At 61.8% G+C, this 16,511-nt stretch carries 18 protein-coding genes; 12 read left to right on the forward strand and 6 right to left on the reverse strand.

Annotated elements, in window-relative coordinates; all coding sequences use genetic code 11:
- Positions 1 to 25: 25 nt before the first annotated feature.
- Genes PQQ86_RS36920 through PQQ86_RS36940 form a run of 5 tightly spaced genes read left to right on the forward strand, consistent with a single transcriptional unit; the run spans position 26 to position 5,660 of the window.
- Positions 26 to 778 (forward strand): maleate cis-trans isomerase family protein, encoded by a 753-nt coding sequence (locus PQQ86_RS36920; protein WP_028194760.1) that lies wholly within the window; start codon positions 26 to 28, stop codon positions 776 to 778.
- 23 nt (positions 779 to 801) lie between these two features.
- Positions 802 to 1,629: an alpha/beta fold hydrolase gene (locus PQQ86_RS36925; protein ID WP_408278696.1), complete on the forward strand. Its 828-nt coding sequence runs from the start codon at positions 802 to 804 to the stop codon at positions 1,627 to 1,629.
- A 19-nt stretch (positions 1,630 to 1,648) separates the two neighbouring features.
- On the forward strand, positions 1,649 to 2,689 hold the full coding sequence (locus tag PQQ86_RS36930) for a 2,5-dihydroxypyridine 5,6-dioxygenase NicX family protein (protein ID WP_211707696.1): 1,041 nt from the start codon (positions 1,649 to 1,651) through the stop codon (positions 2,687 to 2,689).
- Between the two features lie 11 nt (positions 2,690 to 2,700).
- Positions 2,701 to 3,345: an isochorismatase family protein gene (locus PQQ86_RS36935; protein WP_408278700.1), complete on the forward strand. Its 645-nt coding sequence runs from the start codon at positions 2,701 to 2,703 to the stop codon at positions 3,343 to 3,345.
- Between the two features lie 35 nt (positions 3,346 to 3,380).
- A complete protein-coding gene (locus PQQ86_RS36940) occupies positions 3,381 to 5,660 on the forward strand; it encodes a xanthine dehydrogenase family protein molybdopterin-binding subunit (RefSeq protein ID WP_408278703.1) in 2,280 nt (759 codons plus the stop codon).
- 32 nt (positions 5,661 to 5,692) lie between these two features.
- On the opposite strand, the gene PQQ86_RS36945 is transcribed toward PQQ86_RS36940, so the two are convergent.
- Positions 5,693 to 6,142 (reverse strand): MarR family winged helix-turn-helix transcriptional regulator, encoded by a 450-nt coding sequence (locus PQQ86_RS36945; RefSeq protein WP_408278706.1) that lies wholly within the window; start codon positions 6,140 to 6,142, stop codon positions 5,693 to 5,695.
- 381 nt (positions 6,143 to 6,523) lie between these two features.
- Here PQQ86_RS36945 and PQQ86_RS36950 point away from each other — a divergent pair, with 381 nt between their 5' ends.
- Complete coding sequence (locus tag PQQ86_RS36950; protein ID WP_408278709.1) at positions 6,524 to 7,834, forward strand: MFS transporter; 1,311 nt, start codon at positions 6,524 to 6,526, stop codon at positions 7,832 to 7,834.
- 107 nt (positions 7,835 to 7,941) lie between these two features.
- Here PQQ86_RS36950 and PQQ86_RS36955 read toward each other — a convergent pair whose 3' ends face one another.
- Together PQQ86_RS36955 and PQQ86_RS36960 are read right to left on the reverse strand one after the other, a co-directional pair.
- Positions 7,942 to 8,235 (reverse strand): GYD domain-containing protein, encoded by a 294-nt coding sequence (locus PQQ86_RS36955; RefSeq protein WP_211606561.1) that lies wholly within the window; start codon positions 8,233 to 8,235, stop codon positions 7,942 to 7,944.
- Between the two features lie 190 nt (positions 8,236 to 8,425).
- On the reverse strand, positions 8,426 to 9,133 hold the full coding sequence (locus PQQ86_RS36960; RefSeq protein WP_408278713.1) for a hypothetical protein: 708 nt from the start codon (positions 9,131 to 9,133) through the stop codon (positions 8,426 to 8,428).
- 272 nt (positions 9,134 to 9,405) lie between these two features.
- Here PQQ86_RS36960 and PQQ86_RS36965 point away from each other — a divergent pair, with 272 nt between their 5' ends.
- Entirely contained in the window at positions 9,406 to 10,038 is a 633-nt protein-coding gene (locus PQQ86_RS36965; RefSeq protein ID WP_408278716.1) for a helix-turn-helix domain-containing protein, read from the forward strand.
- 34 nt (positions 10,039 to 10,072) lie between these two features.
- On the opposite strand, the gene PQQ86_RS36970 is transcribed toward PQQ86_RS36965, so the two are convergent.
- Together PQQ86_RS36970 and pcaQ are read right to left on the reverse strand one after the other, a co-directional pair.
- Positions 10,073 to 11,206, reverse strand: a complete 1,134-nt coding sequence (locus PQQ86_RS36970; RefSeq protein ID WP_408278719.1) for a 4-hydroxyphenylpyruvate dioxygenase family protein — start codon at positions 11,204 to 11,206, stop codon at positions 10,073 to 10,075.
- Between the two features lie 285 nt (positions 11,207 to 11,491).
- The gene (gene pcaQ, locus PQQ86_RS36975; RefSeq protein ID WP_408278721.1) at positions 11,492 to 12,490 is read right to left on the reverse strand and encodes a pca operon transcription factor PcaQ; all 999 of its coding nucleotides are present in this window, start codon (positions 12,488 to 12,490) and stop codon (positions 11,492 to 11,494) included.
- Between the two features lie 107 nt (positions 12,491 to 12,597).
- Between pcaQ and pcaH the strand changes: the two genes are divergently transcribed.
- Positions 12,598 to 13,302, forward strand: a complete 705-nt coding sequence (pcaH, locus tag PQQ86_RS36980; protein WP_154557892.1) for a protocatechuate 3,4-dioxygenase subunit beta — start codon at positions 12,598 to 12,600, stop codon at positions 13,300 to 13,302.
- Positions 13,303 to 13,305: 3 nt separating this feature from the next.
- The gene (gene pcaG / locus PQQ86_RS36985) at positions 13,306 to 13,893 is read left to right on the forward strand and encodes a protocatechuate 3,4-dioxygenase subunit alpha (protein ID WP_408278725.1); all 588 of its coding nucleotides are present in this window, start codon (positions 13,306 to 13,308) and stop codon (positions 13,891 to 13,893) included.
- Positions 13,894 to 14,085: 192 nt separating this feature from the next.
- Here pcaG and PQQ86_RS36990 read toward each other — a convergent pair whose 3' ends face one another.
- Complete coding sequence (locus PQQ86_RS36990) at positions 14,086 to 14,349, reverse strand: H-NS family nucleoid-associated regulatory protein (protein WP_408278728.1); 264 nt, start codon at positions 14,347 to 14,349, stop codon at positions 14,086 to 14,088.
- Between the two features lie 474 nt (positions 14,350 to 14,823).
- Between PQQ86_RS36990 and PQQ86_RS36995 the strand changes: the two genes are divergently transcribed.
- From PQQ86_RS36995 to PQQ86_RS37005, 3 genes are all read left to right on the forward strand, one after another.
- Positions 14,824 to 15,459 (forward strand): LysE family translocator, encoded by a 636-nt coding sequence (locus PQQ86_RS36995; RefSeq protein ID WP_093635011.1) that lies wholly within the window; start codon positions 14,824 to 14,826, stop codon positions 15,457 to 15,459.
- Between the two features lie 291 nt (positions 15,460 to 15,750).
- Complete coding sequence (locus PQQ86_RS37000) at positions 15,751 to 15,954, forward strand: cold-shock protein (protein ID WP_007178877.1); 204 nt, start codon at positions 15,751 to 15,753, stop codon at positions 15,952 to 15,954.
- A gap of 289 nt (positions 15,955 to 16,243) precedes the next feature.
- Positions 16,244 to 16,468 (forward strand): hypothetical protein, encoded by a 225-nt coding sequence (locus PQQ86_RS37005; RefSeq protein WP_025495857.1) that lies wholly within the window; start codon positions 16,244 to 16,246, stop codon positions 16,466 to 16,468.
- Positions 16,469 to 16,511: the final 43 nt, after the last annotated feature.

Here is a 16,511-nt window from a genome sequence, read left to right on the forward strand (position 1 = left end):
CCCACATTGATCGGAGAGCATCACAATGACCAGGACATACCGGATCGGCCAGATCGTGCCGAGCTCGAACACCACGATGGAAACGGAGATTCCGGCCATGCTGCGACTGCGCGAGACGATCCGCCCGCAGCGCTTCACCTTCCATTCGAGCCGGATGCGCATGAAGAAGGTCGTCAAGGAAGAGCTGGCGGCAATGGACGCCGAGTCGGACCGCTGCGCGCTCGAGTTGTCCGACGCGCGCGTCGACGTGCTCGGCTATGCCTGCCTCGTCGCGATTATGGCCATGGGTCACGGTTATCACCGCGTATCGCAGGCACGCCTGACGCAGCGCACGGCGGAAAACGGCGGGCAGGCGCCTGTCCTGACGAGCGCCGGCGCGCTCGTCGATGCACTGCGTGTGATCGGCGCCAAACGCGTCATCGTCGTGGCACCGTACATGAAACCCTTGACCGAGCTCGTGGTCGACTACATCCGCCACGAAGGGTATGAAGTCATCGACTATCGCGCGCTCGAAATCCCCGACAACCTGGACGTGGGCCGCCACGATCCCGCACGCTTGCCCGACATCGTCAAAAGCATGCCTTTCGAGCAGGCCGACGCAATCGTGCTGTCCGCCTGCGTGCAAATGCCGTCGCTGCCGGCGGTCGCCAAGGTCGAGGCCATGACAGGCAAACCGGTGATTACAGCCGCGATCGCCACCACCTACGCGATGCTGCGCGAACTCGATCTCGAACCGATCGTGCCGGGCGCAGGCGCCCTGCTGTCGGGCGCTTACTGACCGCCGCCGCAAGAGGACGCACCATGACTACCTTCCTGTACGGCGCGAATGTCGCGGCCAACGGCATCCGTCAGCACTATCTGCGCTACGGCGGCGCCGACGGTTCACGCGCGAAACGCCCCGCTATCGTGCTGATTCCGGGCATTACCAGTCCGGCGATCACGTGGGGCTTCGTCGGCGAAGTGCTGGGCCGCACGCACGACACCTATGTACTCGACGTGCGCGGCCGCGGCCTGTCGTCGGCATCGCCGACCCTTGACTACAGCCTCGACGCGCAAGCCGCCGACGTGGCCGCGTTCGTCGCGGCGCTCGGTCTGGGTGAATTCAGCCTGGTCGGTCATTCCATGGGCGCGCGCATTGCGGCGCGTGCGGCGCTGCATGCGCCGCGCGGACTCGCATCGGTGGCGCTGATCGATCCGCCGGTTTCCGGGCCCGGCCGCCGTGACTATCCGGGCAAGCTGCCCTGGTACGTCGATTCGATGGCGCTCGCGCGCACCGGCACCGACGCCGAAGGCATGCGCGCGTTCTGCCCGACCTGGACGGAAGCCGAACGCCAGTTGCGCGCCGAATGGCTGCATACCTGCGACGAGCGCGCGATCCTCGCCTCCTATGAAGGCTTCCACACCGACGATTTCCACGCGGACGCCGCCCGTCTTACCGTGCCCTCGCTGCTGATGACCGCGCAGAACGGCGACGTGGTGCGCGACGAGGACGTCGCCGAACTGCAGCGCGCCACACCGGCGATGCTGCACGTACGCGTGCCCAACGCCGGCCACATGATTCCGTGGGACAACGCTGCCGGCTTCTACGCTGCCTTCAGCGATTTCCTCGGTGCGCCGCTCGCCTACTGACCGTAAAAAGGAACCGTCGATGCCAGTCAGCGACTACCAATTGATCGAAGCGTGGAAGGAAGTCCTTACGCTGTCCCGCCTCGAACCCGGCCAGAGCGTCACGATCCTGACGAGCCCGGCCACGCATCCGCAGACCTTGTCGTGCGCACTCATCGCGACGCAATCGATGGGGGCGATCGTCAATCGGCTCGATCTGCCGCCGGTGAACGGCGAGAAAGCATTCAGCCGCGATTCGCTCGCCTATCTGGGCACTACACCGCTCACCGGCAACGGCCCCGCGATCGCCGCGCTGAAAGCGAGCGATCTCGTGCTCGATCTGATGACCCTGCTGTTCTCCCCCGAGCAGCACGACATCCTGAAGTCCGGCACGAAAATCCTGCTGGCCGTCGAACCTCCCGAGGTGCTCGCGCGCATGGTGCCGACCCAGGCCGACCGCACGCGCGTGTTGGGCGCCGCGAAGCGCATCTCCGCCGCGCGTGAAATGCGCGTGACGTCCCCGGCAGGCACGTCGCTCGTGTGTCCGCTCGGCGAGTTCGGGCCAACCGCCGAATATGGATTCGTCGACGAACCGGGCCGCTGGGATCACTGGCCGAGCGGCTTCGCTCTGACCTATCCGAACGATCGCACCGCGCACGGCACGATCGTGATCGATCGCGGCGACATCCTGCTGCCGCAGAAGCGCTATGTGAGCGAGCCGATTGTGCTGACCGTGGAAGGCGGCTATGCGACAAAGATCGAAGGGGGTGTCGATGCAGCGCTACTGCGCGACTACATGGAAACCTTCAATGACCCAGAAGGCTATGCGATCTCGCATATCGGCTGGGGGCTGCAGCCGCGTGCGCGCTGGTCGACGCTCGGGCTCTACGATCGCGAAGCGACCATCGGCATGGATGCGCGCGCGTTCGAAGGTAATTTCCTCTTCTCGCTCGGCCCGAACAACGAAGGCGGCGGCAGCCGCACGACGACCTGTCACATCGATATTCCGCTGCGCCACTGCACCGTGCTGCTCGACGACGATGTCGTCGTGCGCGACGGTCGCGTAATTGAATCGACACTCTGAGACCTGATGCGATGAATGCTCCCCAAACGCACGCCGAAGCCCATGTTTATCAGCAGCAAGGGTTCGGCACACCACTGCCCGTGCACGGCAATATCGGTCTGTTGATCGTCGACTTCGCGGTCGGCTTTGCCGATCCGTCTACATTCGGCGGCGGCAATATCGCGCCAGCGATTGCACGCACCGTGAAGGCGCTTGCACATGCACGCGCCGCGGGTTGGCCGGTCGCGCACAGCCGCATCGTCTACGCGGAGGACGGCAGCGACGACAACGTGTTCTCGCTGAAGGTGCCGGGCATGGCGACGCTCACCGAAGACCATCCCGACAGCGCGATCGTGCCGGAACTGACACCCGCGAAAGGCGAACTGGTGGTCCGCAAGACCGTGCCGTCGGCGTTCTTCGGCACGCAACTCGCGCCGTGGCTCACGCAGCGCGCCGTGCAGACGCTGTTCGTGGCCGGCGCGGTGACGAGTGGTTGCGTGCGGGCCAGCGTCGTCGATGCGATGTCGTATGGGTTCCGGCCGCTGGTGTTGTCCGACTGTGTCGGCGATCGGGCAATCGGCCCGCACGACGCGAACCTGTTCGACATGCAGCAGAAGTATGCCGCGGTGATGCCGCTCACGGACGCGCTGGTCGCGATCGAGCAGCGCGTGCGTTGACGCATGAGCGTGGTGCACATCTTAGGACTCTGCCCGTGAAGCGCTCCGAACTTCTGGCAAGCGTCGGCCGCCTTGCCGTGATCCGCCGGCCGGCTGCGCCCGTCAGGCCCGCCGCCGGACAGCCCGGCAGCCTCTCGACCTACGTGCCGGAGGTACCCGAAGTCTTCGTCGCGATACTCGATGACGGACGGATCCTCGCGTTCAACGGTCACGTCGATCTCGGCACGGGCATACGCACATCGCTCGGCCAGATCGTCGCGGAAGAACTCGACGTCCCGGCGAAGCGCGTCACGGTGTTGCTCGGCGACACCGCCGCCACGCCGAATCAAGGTCCCACGATCGCCAGTGCGACGATCCAGATTTCGGCGGTGCCGCTGCGTTGTGCAGCGGCGCAGGCACGCGGCGCACTCTTCGAACTCGCGGCGCAGCGCCTCGGTGTCGCCATAGAACAGCTTGCCACCGATGACGCCCAGATTTTCTGCGCGGCCAACCCGCATGGCGCACGCGTGACATTTGCCGAACTTCTCGCTGGCCGCAGCATGACGCTTGAACTCGACACCGGCACGCCCGTCAAGGATCCATCGACGTACCGGCTCGTCGGGCGTTCATCGCCGCGCGTCGATCTGCCGGCGAAGGCGACCGGCGCGTTGACCTTTGTGCATGACATGCGCGTGCCCGGCATGCTGCATGGGCGGGTGGTGCGTCCGCCTTATACCGGCATCGATAGCGGCGCTTTCGTCGGCACATCTTTCGAGCGGGTTGACCGTGAATCCGTCGCCCATATTGCCGGTGTACGAGACGTGGTGGTGATCGGCGATTTCGTGGGCGTCGTGGCCGAGCGCGAGGAACAGGCGATTCGCGCCGCGCGTGAGTTGCGCGTCAAATGGAAGCCGCTGCCGCCGCTCGAATCCCTGGATGACCCGGGCGCAGCGATCTCCGCTGCGCCGTCAAAACGACGGCCTCTGCTGGAAGAAGGCGACGTCGAATCCGTGCGCGGCCTGCCAGGTACGATCACACTGTCACGCACCTACGTATGGCCTTATCAGATGCATGGCTCGATCGGTCCATCGTGTTCGGTGGCCGACTACCGGGAACCCGGCAAGGGACGCATCACCGTCTGGTCAGGCACGCAAAACCCGGTCTCGCTACGCTGCGACCTCGCGACCCTCTTGCGACGCGACGAAGCCGACATCGACGTCGTCCGCATGGAGGCGGCGGGTTGCTACGGACGCAATTGTGCGGACGACGTCTGCGGCGACGCGCTGCTGCTCTCGCGCGCGGCCGGTGCGCCGGTACGCGTGCAGCTCTCGCGTGCCGACGAACACACGTGGGAGCCGAAAGGCTGTGGCCAGGTGGTGGACGTCACCGGCACGGTAAGCGATGACGGCCGTCTGCTCGGCTACGACTTCGTGGCGCGCTATCCGTCGAACGATGCGCCGCTGCTCGCTTCGCTGCTGACAAGCGCCGTCGCCCCACAAGCGCGCGTCTTCGAAATGGGCGACCGCACCGCCGTCTCACCGTACGAAAGCCCGCACCGCCGTTTTGCATGCGATGATCTCGCCCCGCTCGTGCGCTCGTCATGGTTTCGCGGTGTGTCGGCGCTGCCCAACTCGTTCGCGCACGATTCGTTCGCCGATGAAATGGCAGCGCTAACCGGCTGCGACCCACTGGAATTTCGGTTGCGCCATCTGAACGACACACGCGCCGCCGAACTGCTCGAAGCGGTTGCCGCGCGCGCCGGGTGGAAGCATCGCAAGCGCGGCAGTGAAGCGGCCGACGAGCGCTATGCGCGCGGACATGGCGTCGCTTACGCGCGCTACGTGCACAGCCGCTTTCCGGGCTTTGGCGCGGCATGGTCGGCATGGGCGGTGGAACTCGTTGTGGATTGCGTGACTGGGCAGGTGCGGGTCGAGCGCATCACCGTCGGCCAGGACACCGGCACGATGATCAATCCCGACGGCGTGCGTCATCAGATTCACGGCAACGTGATCCAGGTACTCAGCCGCTCGCTCAAGGAGCGCGTGCGATTCGTCGACGGCAAGGTGGCGAGCCGCGAATGGGGCAGTTACCCGATCCTGACTTTTCCGGAGTTGCCGGCCGTCGATATCGTGCTGATGCCGCGTCAAGGCGAACCGCCGCTGGGCGCCGGCGAATCGGCCTCCGTGCCTGGACCCGCCGCGCTCGCGAATGCGATCTACGACGCGACTGGCGTGCGCCTGCTCGCGCCGCCGTTCACGCAAGAGACCGTGCGCGAAGGTTTGCGCGCCGCCGGAAAGCTGCTGGCGGCTGAACCGGCACAGGCGGCGAATACTTAGGAGCCAGGCGGGACGACTACAGCGTGACTCGCCTACTCGCCGTCCGCGTCCGACTCCATCATTTTGCGTAGCAGAAACAGCATGGCGACGCGCTCGCCCGCATTCAGCGCGCCGTAGGTGCGCTCCGTGACCTCCTGTGCGAACGGCACGGTGCGCTCGATCAGTGCGAGGCCCGCCGTGGTGGGACGCACGACGAGCTTGCGTCCATCGTTCGGGTCGGCACCCACCTCGATCAGCGCGCGCGCCTTCAGGCGCTCGACGACGCCGCGGATCGTCGCCTGATCGATCGCAGTTGCTTTGACGATGTCGTTCAGTGAACACGGTTGCTGTTCTTTGACCGCACACAGTGCGACGAACTGCGCGGCGGTCAGATCGGAATCGGGAATCGCTTCCTGAAAAATCGCGACGTGCCGTTGATACGCACGACGCAACAAGTGGCCGATCTGATCGTGAAAGTCGTAGGAATCCTTGCGCGGCGCCATAGGGGTACAAGGCCGGGCGGCCTGAAGACGAAAGAGAAAGAGTGTACACCCTCTAACAGAGCCCTCGATACGGACTGGATCAGGCGCACGCATCACATGGCTTATTTGTAGCTAGTACGCTTTATATTTTTCATGCGCGTTCGTTGTACAACAGGCACGCACAAGCTCGTGAAAAAGCACGAATTACAGGCATTTCTACGATGAATCTAGCGACTAATCGAGGAAATTCGATGGGCTTTGACTGATATTTTTTCGCATCGTATTTTGAAGCGTATACGCTATGTTTTTAGCGTGATACACAGACATCTGCAAGCGAAGTGCGAGTGATCTCTGTCGCACGACATCCACCTTTTTTCGCACCACCTTCCGGGAGTGGCAGTCATGGCGAATGTTTATCAGGGCAGTGCCGTGCTCGACACGAGCAGCACCGACAACAGCGAGCTCTATCGCAAGGTTACGATCCGTCTCATCACGTTCTTCTGTCTGTGCTATTTCGCGGCGTATCTCGACCGAATCAACATTGGTCTCGCGAAGCTGCAGATGCTCGACGCGCTCAAGTTCAGCGATACCGTCTACGGCCTCGGCGCGGGTCTGTTTTTTGCCGGCTATATCCTCTTCGAAGTACCGAGCAATCTGATTCTGCAGCGGGTCGGTGCGCGCTTGTGGATCGCCCGGATCATGATTACCTGGGGGCTGCTATCGGGCGCGACGCTGTTCGTCACCACGCCGATGCAGTTCTATATCGTGCGCTTCCTGCTCGGCGTCGCCGAAGCCGGATTTCTGCCGGGCGTGCTGCTCTATCTGACGCAGTGGTATCCCGATGCGCGCCGGGCTCGCATCGTGGCGCTGTTCATGGTCGGCTTGCCGCTGTCGAGCATGATTGGCAGTCCGATTTCCGGCTGGATCATGGCGTTCTTCAACGGCGCGCACGGCCTGGGCGGGTGGCAATGGCTGTTCCTGCTCGAAGCGCTGCCGTCGATCGCGCTCGGCATTGCGATCCTCGCGTGGCTGCCGAATAACATCGAATCCGCCCGCTGGCTGAGCGCCGCGGAGAAGAAAACGCTGCGCGCGAATCTCGACGCGGAGCCGTCCGGGAACAAAAGTCATTCACTGAGCGGCGCATTCGTCGATTTCAAGGTATGGGCGCTCGGTCTCATCGATCTGTGCGTGCTGCTCGGGCTGTACGCGACGAGCTTCTGGCTGCCCTCGATCCTGCGCGATACCGGCGTTGCCGATCCGTATCACATCGGTTGGCTGATGGCGATTCCGAATGCGTTAGCCGTGTTGAGCACGCTCTACTGCGGCGCCAGTTCCGACCGGATGCGTGAACGCCGCTGGCATATCGTGGTCCCGTTCCTGGTGGCGGCGGTTGCGCTGGTTATTGCCGGTTCGGGTCACCACGGCACAGTCGCGACGGTCATTCTGTTCTCGCTGATCAACGCGGGCGCGGCCGCTGCGATGCCCGTGGTGTGGTCGCTGCCTTCGACCTTCCTGAAGGGCCCCGCTGCTGCGGCGGGTATCGCCTTCGCCTGTTCGATCGCCAACCTCGGCGGCTTCGGCAGCACGTATTTCATCGGCTGGCTGCGCGATACGTTCCATTCGCAAAGCGCGGGTCTATTCGGCTTTGCCGCATGCATGATCGTCGGCTGCGCGCTTGCGTTGACCTATTCCGCCAAGCTCGTGAACCGCTGATCGGTTCGTTGCGATGCGCGCGCCTCGCCGCGGCGCATCGTGACGCTTGCCGGCGTAGCAAAAGAATCGCAGAGAGAAGCGGTTGACGAGCCTGGTGTCGGCCTGTTTTATGGGAGTTTGCCGAGAAGAGCGCTGAATTCGTCTTTCTTTAATGCACGAAGCGTTTGCGTGCGGACATTGCCTGCGGAGCCGAGTGCCAGGCCGAATGACATGAAGCTTTGCTCATCCGGTGCTTCCACGATCGTGACAATGTCGTACTGGCCCATCGTCCAGTAGATCTCCTTCATTTCACAGCCAAAACTCCTGGCCATCTCTGCCGCTTGACCAGCCCGCTGTGCGCTGTTTTTGACGGCGCGGATACCTTGATCAGTAAATTGCGCAAGAACTACGTAAGTCGCCATGACGATTCCCCTTACGATTACTACAAGTCGGGATTCGGGCGCGCAGGCTCGACTGCGAACGCTGCTGCAATCGAGATGCTCGAAAGCGTTCTGCGCGTAACCTGATTCTAGGCAATGGAATCGCCGTCATCGGCTGTTTGGCGGTCTGGGCAGTTAATGAGGCGTGAGGGTCTAGTGAAGCAAGGCTCACTTAGCTGAAACTGAGCTCGCCGAAGTCGAGCGAGACCAGTAGTGGCTCCGGCACCTTCTGCATGGCCTCGTCATAGGCGTAGATTCGACGCGTGGTCGGCATCATGATGCCTTGGAACTCGCGATAGTTAGTCGTGTAATTCGCGCCGGCCGCGCCGCCCAAAATGTCGACCGTGTAGTCGTGACGCCGCATGAGCCCATCGGGCCCGAAATGCGTAACCTGCGTTCTCGTGTGGCTCGCAATATAGTCCGGAAAAGTGACTTTCAGGCGCCGCCACACTTCGCCGTTTTCGTGCCACGGCTCGATCTCTTCGCTTTCGAAACCGGGGTACGTATAGAGAAACGGTGAAGTCAAATAGGTCCAAAGAGCTTCGCTGGCGAAATAGGCAACGTGAAATCTGTCCCACGGAGTCTCGACAGTTTGCCCGGCAAAAGAAGCTTCCGGATTCTCGCGACTTTCTACGACTTCGCCAGCGAAGGTCTCCAGCGTGAGCCTGTCGGGTACGAATACACTGCGCATGTCGGGTGCGCTGAATGGCGTGATCGTCAACTGCTCTGTGTGCGTGTTGATCTCGAAGATTTTGTCGCTGAGCAGCCCCGGTTGTTGCTTCAAATGCCAGATCGCCCCGTCGACCGTCAGGGCCGCTTTGAGTTTCGTGAAACCGTTCCAGCGCCCCAGACCACCATGTGCTTCGATGACGAACGCCAACAGATCGTTCATTGCCTACTCCCGAATGAATCACGACTTCAAACGCAGATCCGTCACGACGGAGATGTCTCGCAGGATATGTACAGCGGCAGGGGTACGTCGGTACGGTCCCGTACCGGGATGGGAACAGGCGGCGCCATACTTCGTAGCGTTTCCGATGGGAAAAGTCGCTCGGTGGTTGCACGAGCCGGACGCTAGCCAGAGCCGCCCTTCGCAAATGTTATTATCGGAAACATCGAACGCCGCGCAAGGCGAGCATTTAAGCCAGCCCCATGGACACCCACCTCACCAAACCCGCCGACCCATCGACAACCGACCTCGGCCGCCGCGTCCGCGCCGCCCGCCAGGCGCAGGACTTGACGCTCGAAACCGCGAGCCGCCTCTGCGGCGTCTCCCGCTCGACCCTCTCCAAAGTCGAAAACGGTCTCATGTCCCCGACGTTCGACGTCCTGCAAAAAATCGTGCTTGGCCTGAAGATCGAAATCGGCGAACTCTTCGGCTCGACGCCCAAAGTCAGCGCCAGCGGCCGCCGCGCGTTGACCCGCAAAAACGAAGGCCAGCGTCACGCCTACCGCGGCTATCAGATGGAGTTACTCGCCACGGACCTGGCGCACAAAGCGATGTTGCCGTTTCGCATCCGCATCTCGGCGCACACGCTGGACGCCTTCGATGACTGGGGCCGTCACGAGGGCGAAGAATTCCTGTACGTGATCAGCGGTAGCGTGTGTCTCTATTCCGAGTTGTACGCACCGACGCATCTGAATGCAGGTGACAGCCTTTACTTCGACAGCCGTACCGGCCACGCAGCAGTGTCCACTAGCGACGAAGACGCTGAGGTGTTGTGGATGGCAACCAGCGCCGACATCCCGCAGACGTCGGCTACTGCGGAACCGGCGAAAAAATAGCGAAGGCGCCACGGTAAGCGACAAACGCTAAGCGTTAAGCACCGGCTTGCTTGCGTGCCTGCGCCAACGCGCTCAGATTGCCTTCGCCGAAACCGTGGTGACCCTGCCGTTGCACGATCTCAAAGAAGATCTCGCCGGCACCGCGCCGCACAAAGGTCTGAAAGAACAGCAGTGGCACGCCATCGGCACCGATCTCGCCATCCACCAGAACATGCGTGCGCTTGAGCCGCTCGACATCGAGCCCGTGACCCGGCAGGCGTGCATCCAGTTGCTCGTAATAGCGCGGCGGTGGCTCGACGAATTCGACGCCGTTCGCGAGGAGTTGTTCGACGCACGCAAAGATATCGTCAGTGGCGAGCGCGATGTGCTGCACGCCTTCGCCCGGATGATCCGGCAGATAGTCGTGCATCAGATTCGTGCGGCGCGTGCCTTCTTCGTACAAAGGCACACGGATCGCGCCGCATGGCGACACCATCACGCGCGATTCCGCCGACACATGCCAGTTCGCGTGCAGTTCGTGAATCTCACGGAAGTTGAGCAGGTCGCGGTAAAAATCGAGCCACTCCTGCATCCGGCCCTCACCGACCGTTTGCGTCAGATGATCGACCGCGACGAGACCGGTGCCCGCGTGACTCAGATCGGCGTGCGCGGTATCGATCTCGATTGGACGGAAGTCGATGTCGAAGATCGAGATGTCGCCGAGGCCGCCGCGCTGGCCGCCACGGCCACGCCACCGGTCGACGAAATAGATGTGCGAATCGCCAATGCCCTGAATCGCCGGAATCAGCAACTCGCCCGCACCGAGGCGTTCGCCTTCGAACGCCCATGCGCCGAGTTCGATCGCACGGTCGAAGGCGCGCTGCGCGTTGGCCACGCGAATGCCGATCGCGCAGATGCCGGCGCCGTATTCCTCGGCGTAGCGCTCGGCAAACGAATCCGGCTCCGCGTTGATCAGGAAATGCATCTCGCCCTGGCGATACAGCGTGACGTCCTTGCTGATATGGCGCGCAATCGCCTTGAAGCCGAGTTTCGTGAAGGTCTCGCCGAGCGCTTTCGGCTCGCGCGAGGCGAACTCCACGAATTCGAGGCCGGCAGTGCCGAGCGGATTGTGCTCAGGCGCCGACACGGCGCGCAGCGCGGCGTCTGGAGTGGGCAAGTCGCTGGGCATGGCAATCTCCTTGTGCAGTCTTTCGTACGCTGTGGCGCGTGTTCGTGATGTTTCTGCTGTGCGGTGCACGCCGTCATTCACCTGGAGTGATCTGCAGTGTGACACCTCATGCGTGGTGTGCCGCAGCAATCCGGCCCGCGACGGCTTTTGCACCGTGTTTGTACACCGGGTAGCAGGGCGTTCGCAACCTTCATTTTGTACTGGATGGTTCACGCGTGGCGAATCGCCTCGCAGCGTGCATCGCCCTGCGGCTCCCGCATCTCCCGTTCCGCCTGGCGGCGAGCATCAGGTCCTGGACATGCCGCCGCGGCTGCGTTTGGACGCACGTTTGGCCGCAGGCTTGCCAGCGGCGGCCGCCATGCGCAACTGCGCAACCTCGCGTACGGCATCGATAAACGCCCGTCCCACCGGCGACGGCTGCGTGTCCGAGCGCCGGATCAGCCCCACAGGCTCACCGGTGCCCGCGAACTGCAAGGGCAAACGCACCAGCATGCCGTGCGCCAGTTCATATTCGACGGCGCTCAGTGGCACGAACCACACCGCGTCATTCTCCAGCGTCAACGCGCGCCCCGTCGACACCGACAGCACTTCGACAAACCCCGACAACGGCGGCACGCCCCACGCGCTCAACAGGCTCTCAGCCGATTGCCGGATCAGCGTGCCGAACGGCGGCAGCACCACCGGATAATCCTCCAGCGACGTGGCCGGCAAGCCGGCCCCCAGCGCCAACGGATGCCCGGCGCGGACCACGGCAATCAACGGCTCGCTGAAAAGCTGCTCGAAACTGAGCCCAACCATCCGTTCCGGGTCCGCCAGACGCCCGATCGCGAATTCGATCGTGCCGGCTTTTAAACGCTCGAGCAATTCGGGGTTGGCGCCGGTGGCAAGGCGCACGATCACACGCGGCCAAAGCGCGGCGAACCGCTTCAGCACCGGCGGCACCAGCGCAGCCGCGACGGTCGGCAGAATGCCGATTTCCAGCGTGGCGGCCGCCGCGCCTTCCGCGCGCGCCAGCAGGTCCACACCCTGTCGCAACGCGCTGACACAGGCGCTCGCATGCGGCATGAAGAGCTGCCCCTCGCGGGTCGGCACGGCGCCGTGGCGGCCGCGCTCGAACAGCTTCACGCCGAGAATCGCCTCCAGTTCAGCAACCGTCTTGGAGACCGCGGGCTGCGTAATGGACAGGCTTTCGGCGGCCCGCTGTACGCCGCCGAACTGGGCAACGGCCAGAAAGCACTGGAGATGACGGAATTTGACGCGGCTGTCCGCGAGGCTACGTTGCATAACGGCAGGTTATACGAAATGGGCGAAAACGTCATTTTTCATAACCTCTCAGGTTAGATAAAGTCGCTCCATAAAGCCGTATCCCACAATTCTCGAAGGAGACACTGATGGACGAGTCCTTTCTCACTGCGCGCGACTTCGCGTCCCACCCCGCCTACGTCTATCCCGGCTACGGTTCTTCGGTCAAACGCGGCCCGACGCGTCCGCTAATTCCGCTGAAGGAAAAGCTGCGCGACCAGCGCGTGCCGGTCTACGGCACGGAAGACCTCGGCGCGCTCGATCACGATCTGACGCGCAATGCGGTGCGCAACGGCGAGCCGCTCGGAGAGCGCATCATCGTGACGGGCCGCGTGCTCGACGAGGGCGGCCGTCCGGTGCGCAATACGCTGGTTGAGATCTGGCAAGCCAATGCTGCCGGCCGCTATGTGCACAAGAACGATCAGCACGACGCGCCGCTCGACCCGAACTTCCTCGGCGCGGGCCGCTGCATCACCGACAACGAAGGCCGCTATCGCTTTCTGACGATCAAACCGGGCGCTTACCCTTGGGGCAATCACCCGAACGCGTGGCGTCCGAATCACATTCACTTCTCGCTGTTCGGCGACCATTTCGGCTCGCGCCTCGTCACGCAGATGTATTTCCCCGGCGATCCGCTGCTGGCCTTCGACCCGATTTTCCAGGGCACGCCCGAGCACGCACGCGACCGCCTGATTGCAGGCTTCTCGCTCGATACGACGCAAGAGGCCTATGCGCTCGGCTACGACTTCGACATCGTGCTGCGCGGCCGCAACGAAACCCCGATGGAGCGCTAAGCCATGACGACCCTCAAGCAAACGCCTTCGCAAACGGTTGGACCGTACTTCGCCTACGGTCTGTGCCCGCAGCAATACGACTTCGCCTTCAAGAGCCTGTTTACGCCAGTTCTGGCCGACCGCGAAGCGGCGGGCGAGCACATCACGATCGTCGGCCAGGTGTTCGACGGCGACGGCAAGGTGATCGGCGATGCGATGCTGGAAGTGTCGCAGGTAGACGCGCAAGGCCGCTACCCGGAATCACGCGAGGAAATCCTGAAGACCGGTTTTCGCGGCTTCGCTCGCGTCGGTACGGGCACCGATCCGCTCCAACGCTTTGTCGTTGAAACGGTGAAACCCGGCCGCGCAAACCCGGACGAAGCGCCGCATCTGAATGTGATTGTGACGATGCGCGGCATGCTGCTGCACACCTTCACGCGCATCTATTTCGAGGATGAAGCCGAGGCTAACGAACGGGATGCCGTGCTGACAGCGGTTCCGGCGGACCGGCGTGGCACGCTGATCGCGCGCCGCGAGCCGAACACGGCCAACGTGTACCGGTTCGATATCTATATGCAGGGCGACCAGGAAACCGTGTTTTTCGATCTGTAACCCGGATTTTCTATACTTTCATAAAGCTTTCACATACACTGGAGATGATCCGTCTTGCGACTGGATCGCGAAACTCCGAGTAGGTTAAGCCCGCCCCGCGCGGGCTTTTTTTTGCATGCCGAATCAATGGGCACAACGCGATATAGCGCAGCCACGCAGGAAAACGATTAGCAGAAGAAACTGAGGGCCCGCTCAACAGCGGAAATGGTCGATGTTCTGTCCAGCGTAGATTGCGCGCGCAAGCCAATCCGGCTTTTCGCCGTGACCGTCCCACGTATTTCCGTAAGCGTCGCGATATATCACGGCCCGGACTGCGGCTTTGTCGACTTCGATTGCATCAGCAAGCGCTTCAATCGTAATGCCGTATTCGTCCATGCGTCGGCGGATCCACACGATCAGGCGCTCACGCGCATTCCCGTCGAGGTCGAACAGCCGTTGTTCTTCTCGCTCTTTCATAACTTACCGGTTTCGCGGCTGATAGTGCTCGCGTTTGAAAAACAAAAAGCTTCGCAAAACAACGCGAAGCCTATGCGTAAATCAGATGGGTTGAGTGCAAATCGAACTTGCGATGCCTCTCCCGGTGCGTGAGAACTCGCATCGGGGATCATGCCCAATAAATCCTGGATTTAGGGGAATTCGTCGGCAAACGGCTCGGATCGCGCCTGATCGGCCTTGGTGTTCCAAGGCTGCTTTAGCGTATGGGAGGGCATTCTAGCATCCAATTTCCGCTGCTCGCAGCAACTGATTGTCTGCGTGCGATGACGAGCTTTCTTTGTCATTCGGTTGGCGTTCGGTTGGCATTCGTTACCGGCTTTTTCAATTCTTATTGGTTCTTTTAATGGTTCTATTGGCGCTGACCAAAAACAAAACCTCGCCCTCCCATGCTATGTTTCACTGATCCGCATCGCCGCCTGTAGGAGACACACAAAAATGCCCGCTTCGACCGCCATCGTCACAATCCTGGCCGCACTGCTGCTCGGTGCAATGAGCCCGGGACCGAGCTTCGTTATCGTTGCACGCAATGCAATCGGACTCTCGCGCGGCGACGGCCTCGCGACAGCGGCCGGCATGGGCATCGGCGGCGTGTTCTTCAGCGGTATCGCCTTGCTCGGTTTGTACACCTTGCTGGCGACAGTGGAATGGCTGTACGTCGGCCTCAAAGTAGCCGGCGGTCTTTATCTGATTTACCTCGCGTCAAAGATCTGGCGCGGTGCCGCCAAACCGCTCGCGTTCGATGCAGCGCAAGCTGCCGCTACTAACGTGCGCAAATCCTTCTGGATCGGTTTGAGCACACAACTCAGCAATCCGAAAACAGCGGTCTACTACGGTAGTATCTTCGCGGCCTTGCTTCCGCAACATCCGCCGCTGTGGTGCTACTTTGCGTTGCCCCCTGCGATCTTCGCCATTGAAGCCGGCTGGTACACCGTGGTCGCGCTGTGCTTTTCGAGCAAACGTCCGCGCGAAATCTATCTGCAGTGGAAGGCCTGGATCGATCGCGTAGCCGCAAGCGCAGTTGCCGCGCTCGGATTACGCCTGATCCTGACAGCACACAAAGTGGGTATCTGAAACAGTAATTCCGCTCGAGTGGCTTGTTGTGCCGGGCAACGCGGCACAACAGTAACGAGGGCCGCATCGCCGCGCTGAGCGTATGCAAGCAGGGCCCATAACAAAACAGTTACAAGATAAGTGTTGACGCTGACATGCCCGGCGGTTACTGTGGCACCCGAAGTTCAAGAAGTTCGATTGCTGTTCATCAATGTCTCGCTCCTCAGCGGTATTCGTTGTCCTCTCCCTCCTTGACCCTTCACGCGCTCCTCAACCGAGCAAATTTTTCTATTTTTTCCTCAAGGATTCTTCATGGATACCGGTACCGTTAAGTGGTTCAACGACAGCAAAGGCTTTGGCTTCATCACCCCGGACAAGGGCGGCGACGACCTGTTCGCGCACTTCTCCGAAATCAGCGGCGACGGCTTCAAGACGCTGGCTGAAAATCAGAAGGTGAGCTTCGAAACGAAGCAAGGCCCGAAGGGTCTGCAAGCGGCTAACATCAAGCCGATGTAAGTTTGAAGGGCTCGGTGTCCGGCAACGGACATCGGGCTGCAGCGACATCCTCGCGGAGCTTTGCCTCCCACAGTTGGCGCGATCGCTTTTAGCTGCATGTGTTTTTTAGCAGCAAGCCCTAAGCGCCAAACGCCTCGTTGCACCTCATTCTCCCCTCTGGCTTTAACGCCCTTTTTAGCTTTCCGACTGCGTTTGGATTCGGCTCGCAATGGCTTGAATCGGCTCGTCCGCGTGACCCGTATAACGGCTCGCACGGCAGGCGCGCACTCGAACATTATTAAAATATAAAATGCAAAACAAACATATTCATCATTACAACGGCTATGCCGTCAAACCCTCGGCGCATCGTTTGCCCGACGGTAGCTTCTCATCCAATCTGTTGCTCGAACGCGCTGACAGCGCGCGTACCGAAGGGCGCTACCAGTTCTATTCGCTCGATTACTTCCCGAACGAAGAACAGGCACTGCAGCACTCGGCACGCTGGGCACGACGTTGGGTCGACACGCGCGGTTAAGCGCGAATCGAAGCTCATGCGCGCGCAACCCTGCGCTTGCATC

The sequence above is a fragment of the Paraburkholderia sediminicola genome (assembly GCF_046026675.1).
Classification (GTDB): domain Bacteria; phylum Pseudomonadota; class Gammaproteobacteria; order Burkholderiales; family Burkholderiaceae; genus Paraburkholderia; species Paraburkholderia sediminicola_F.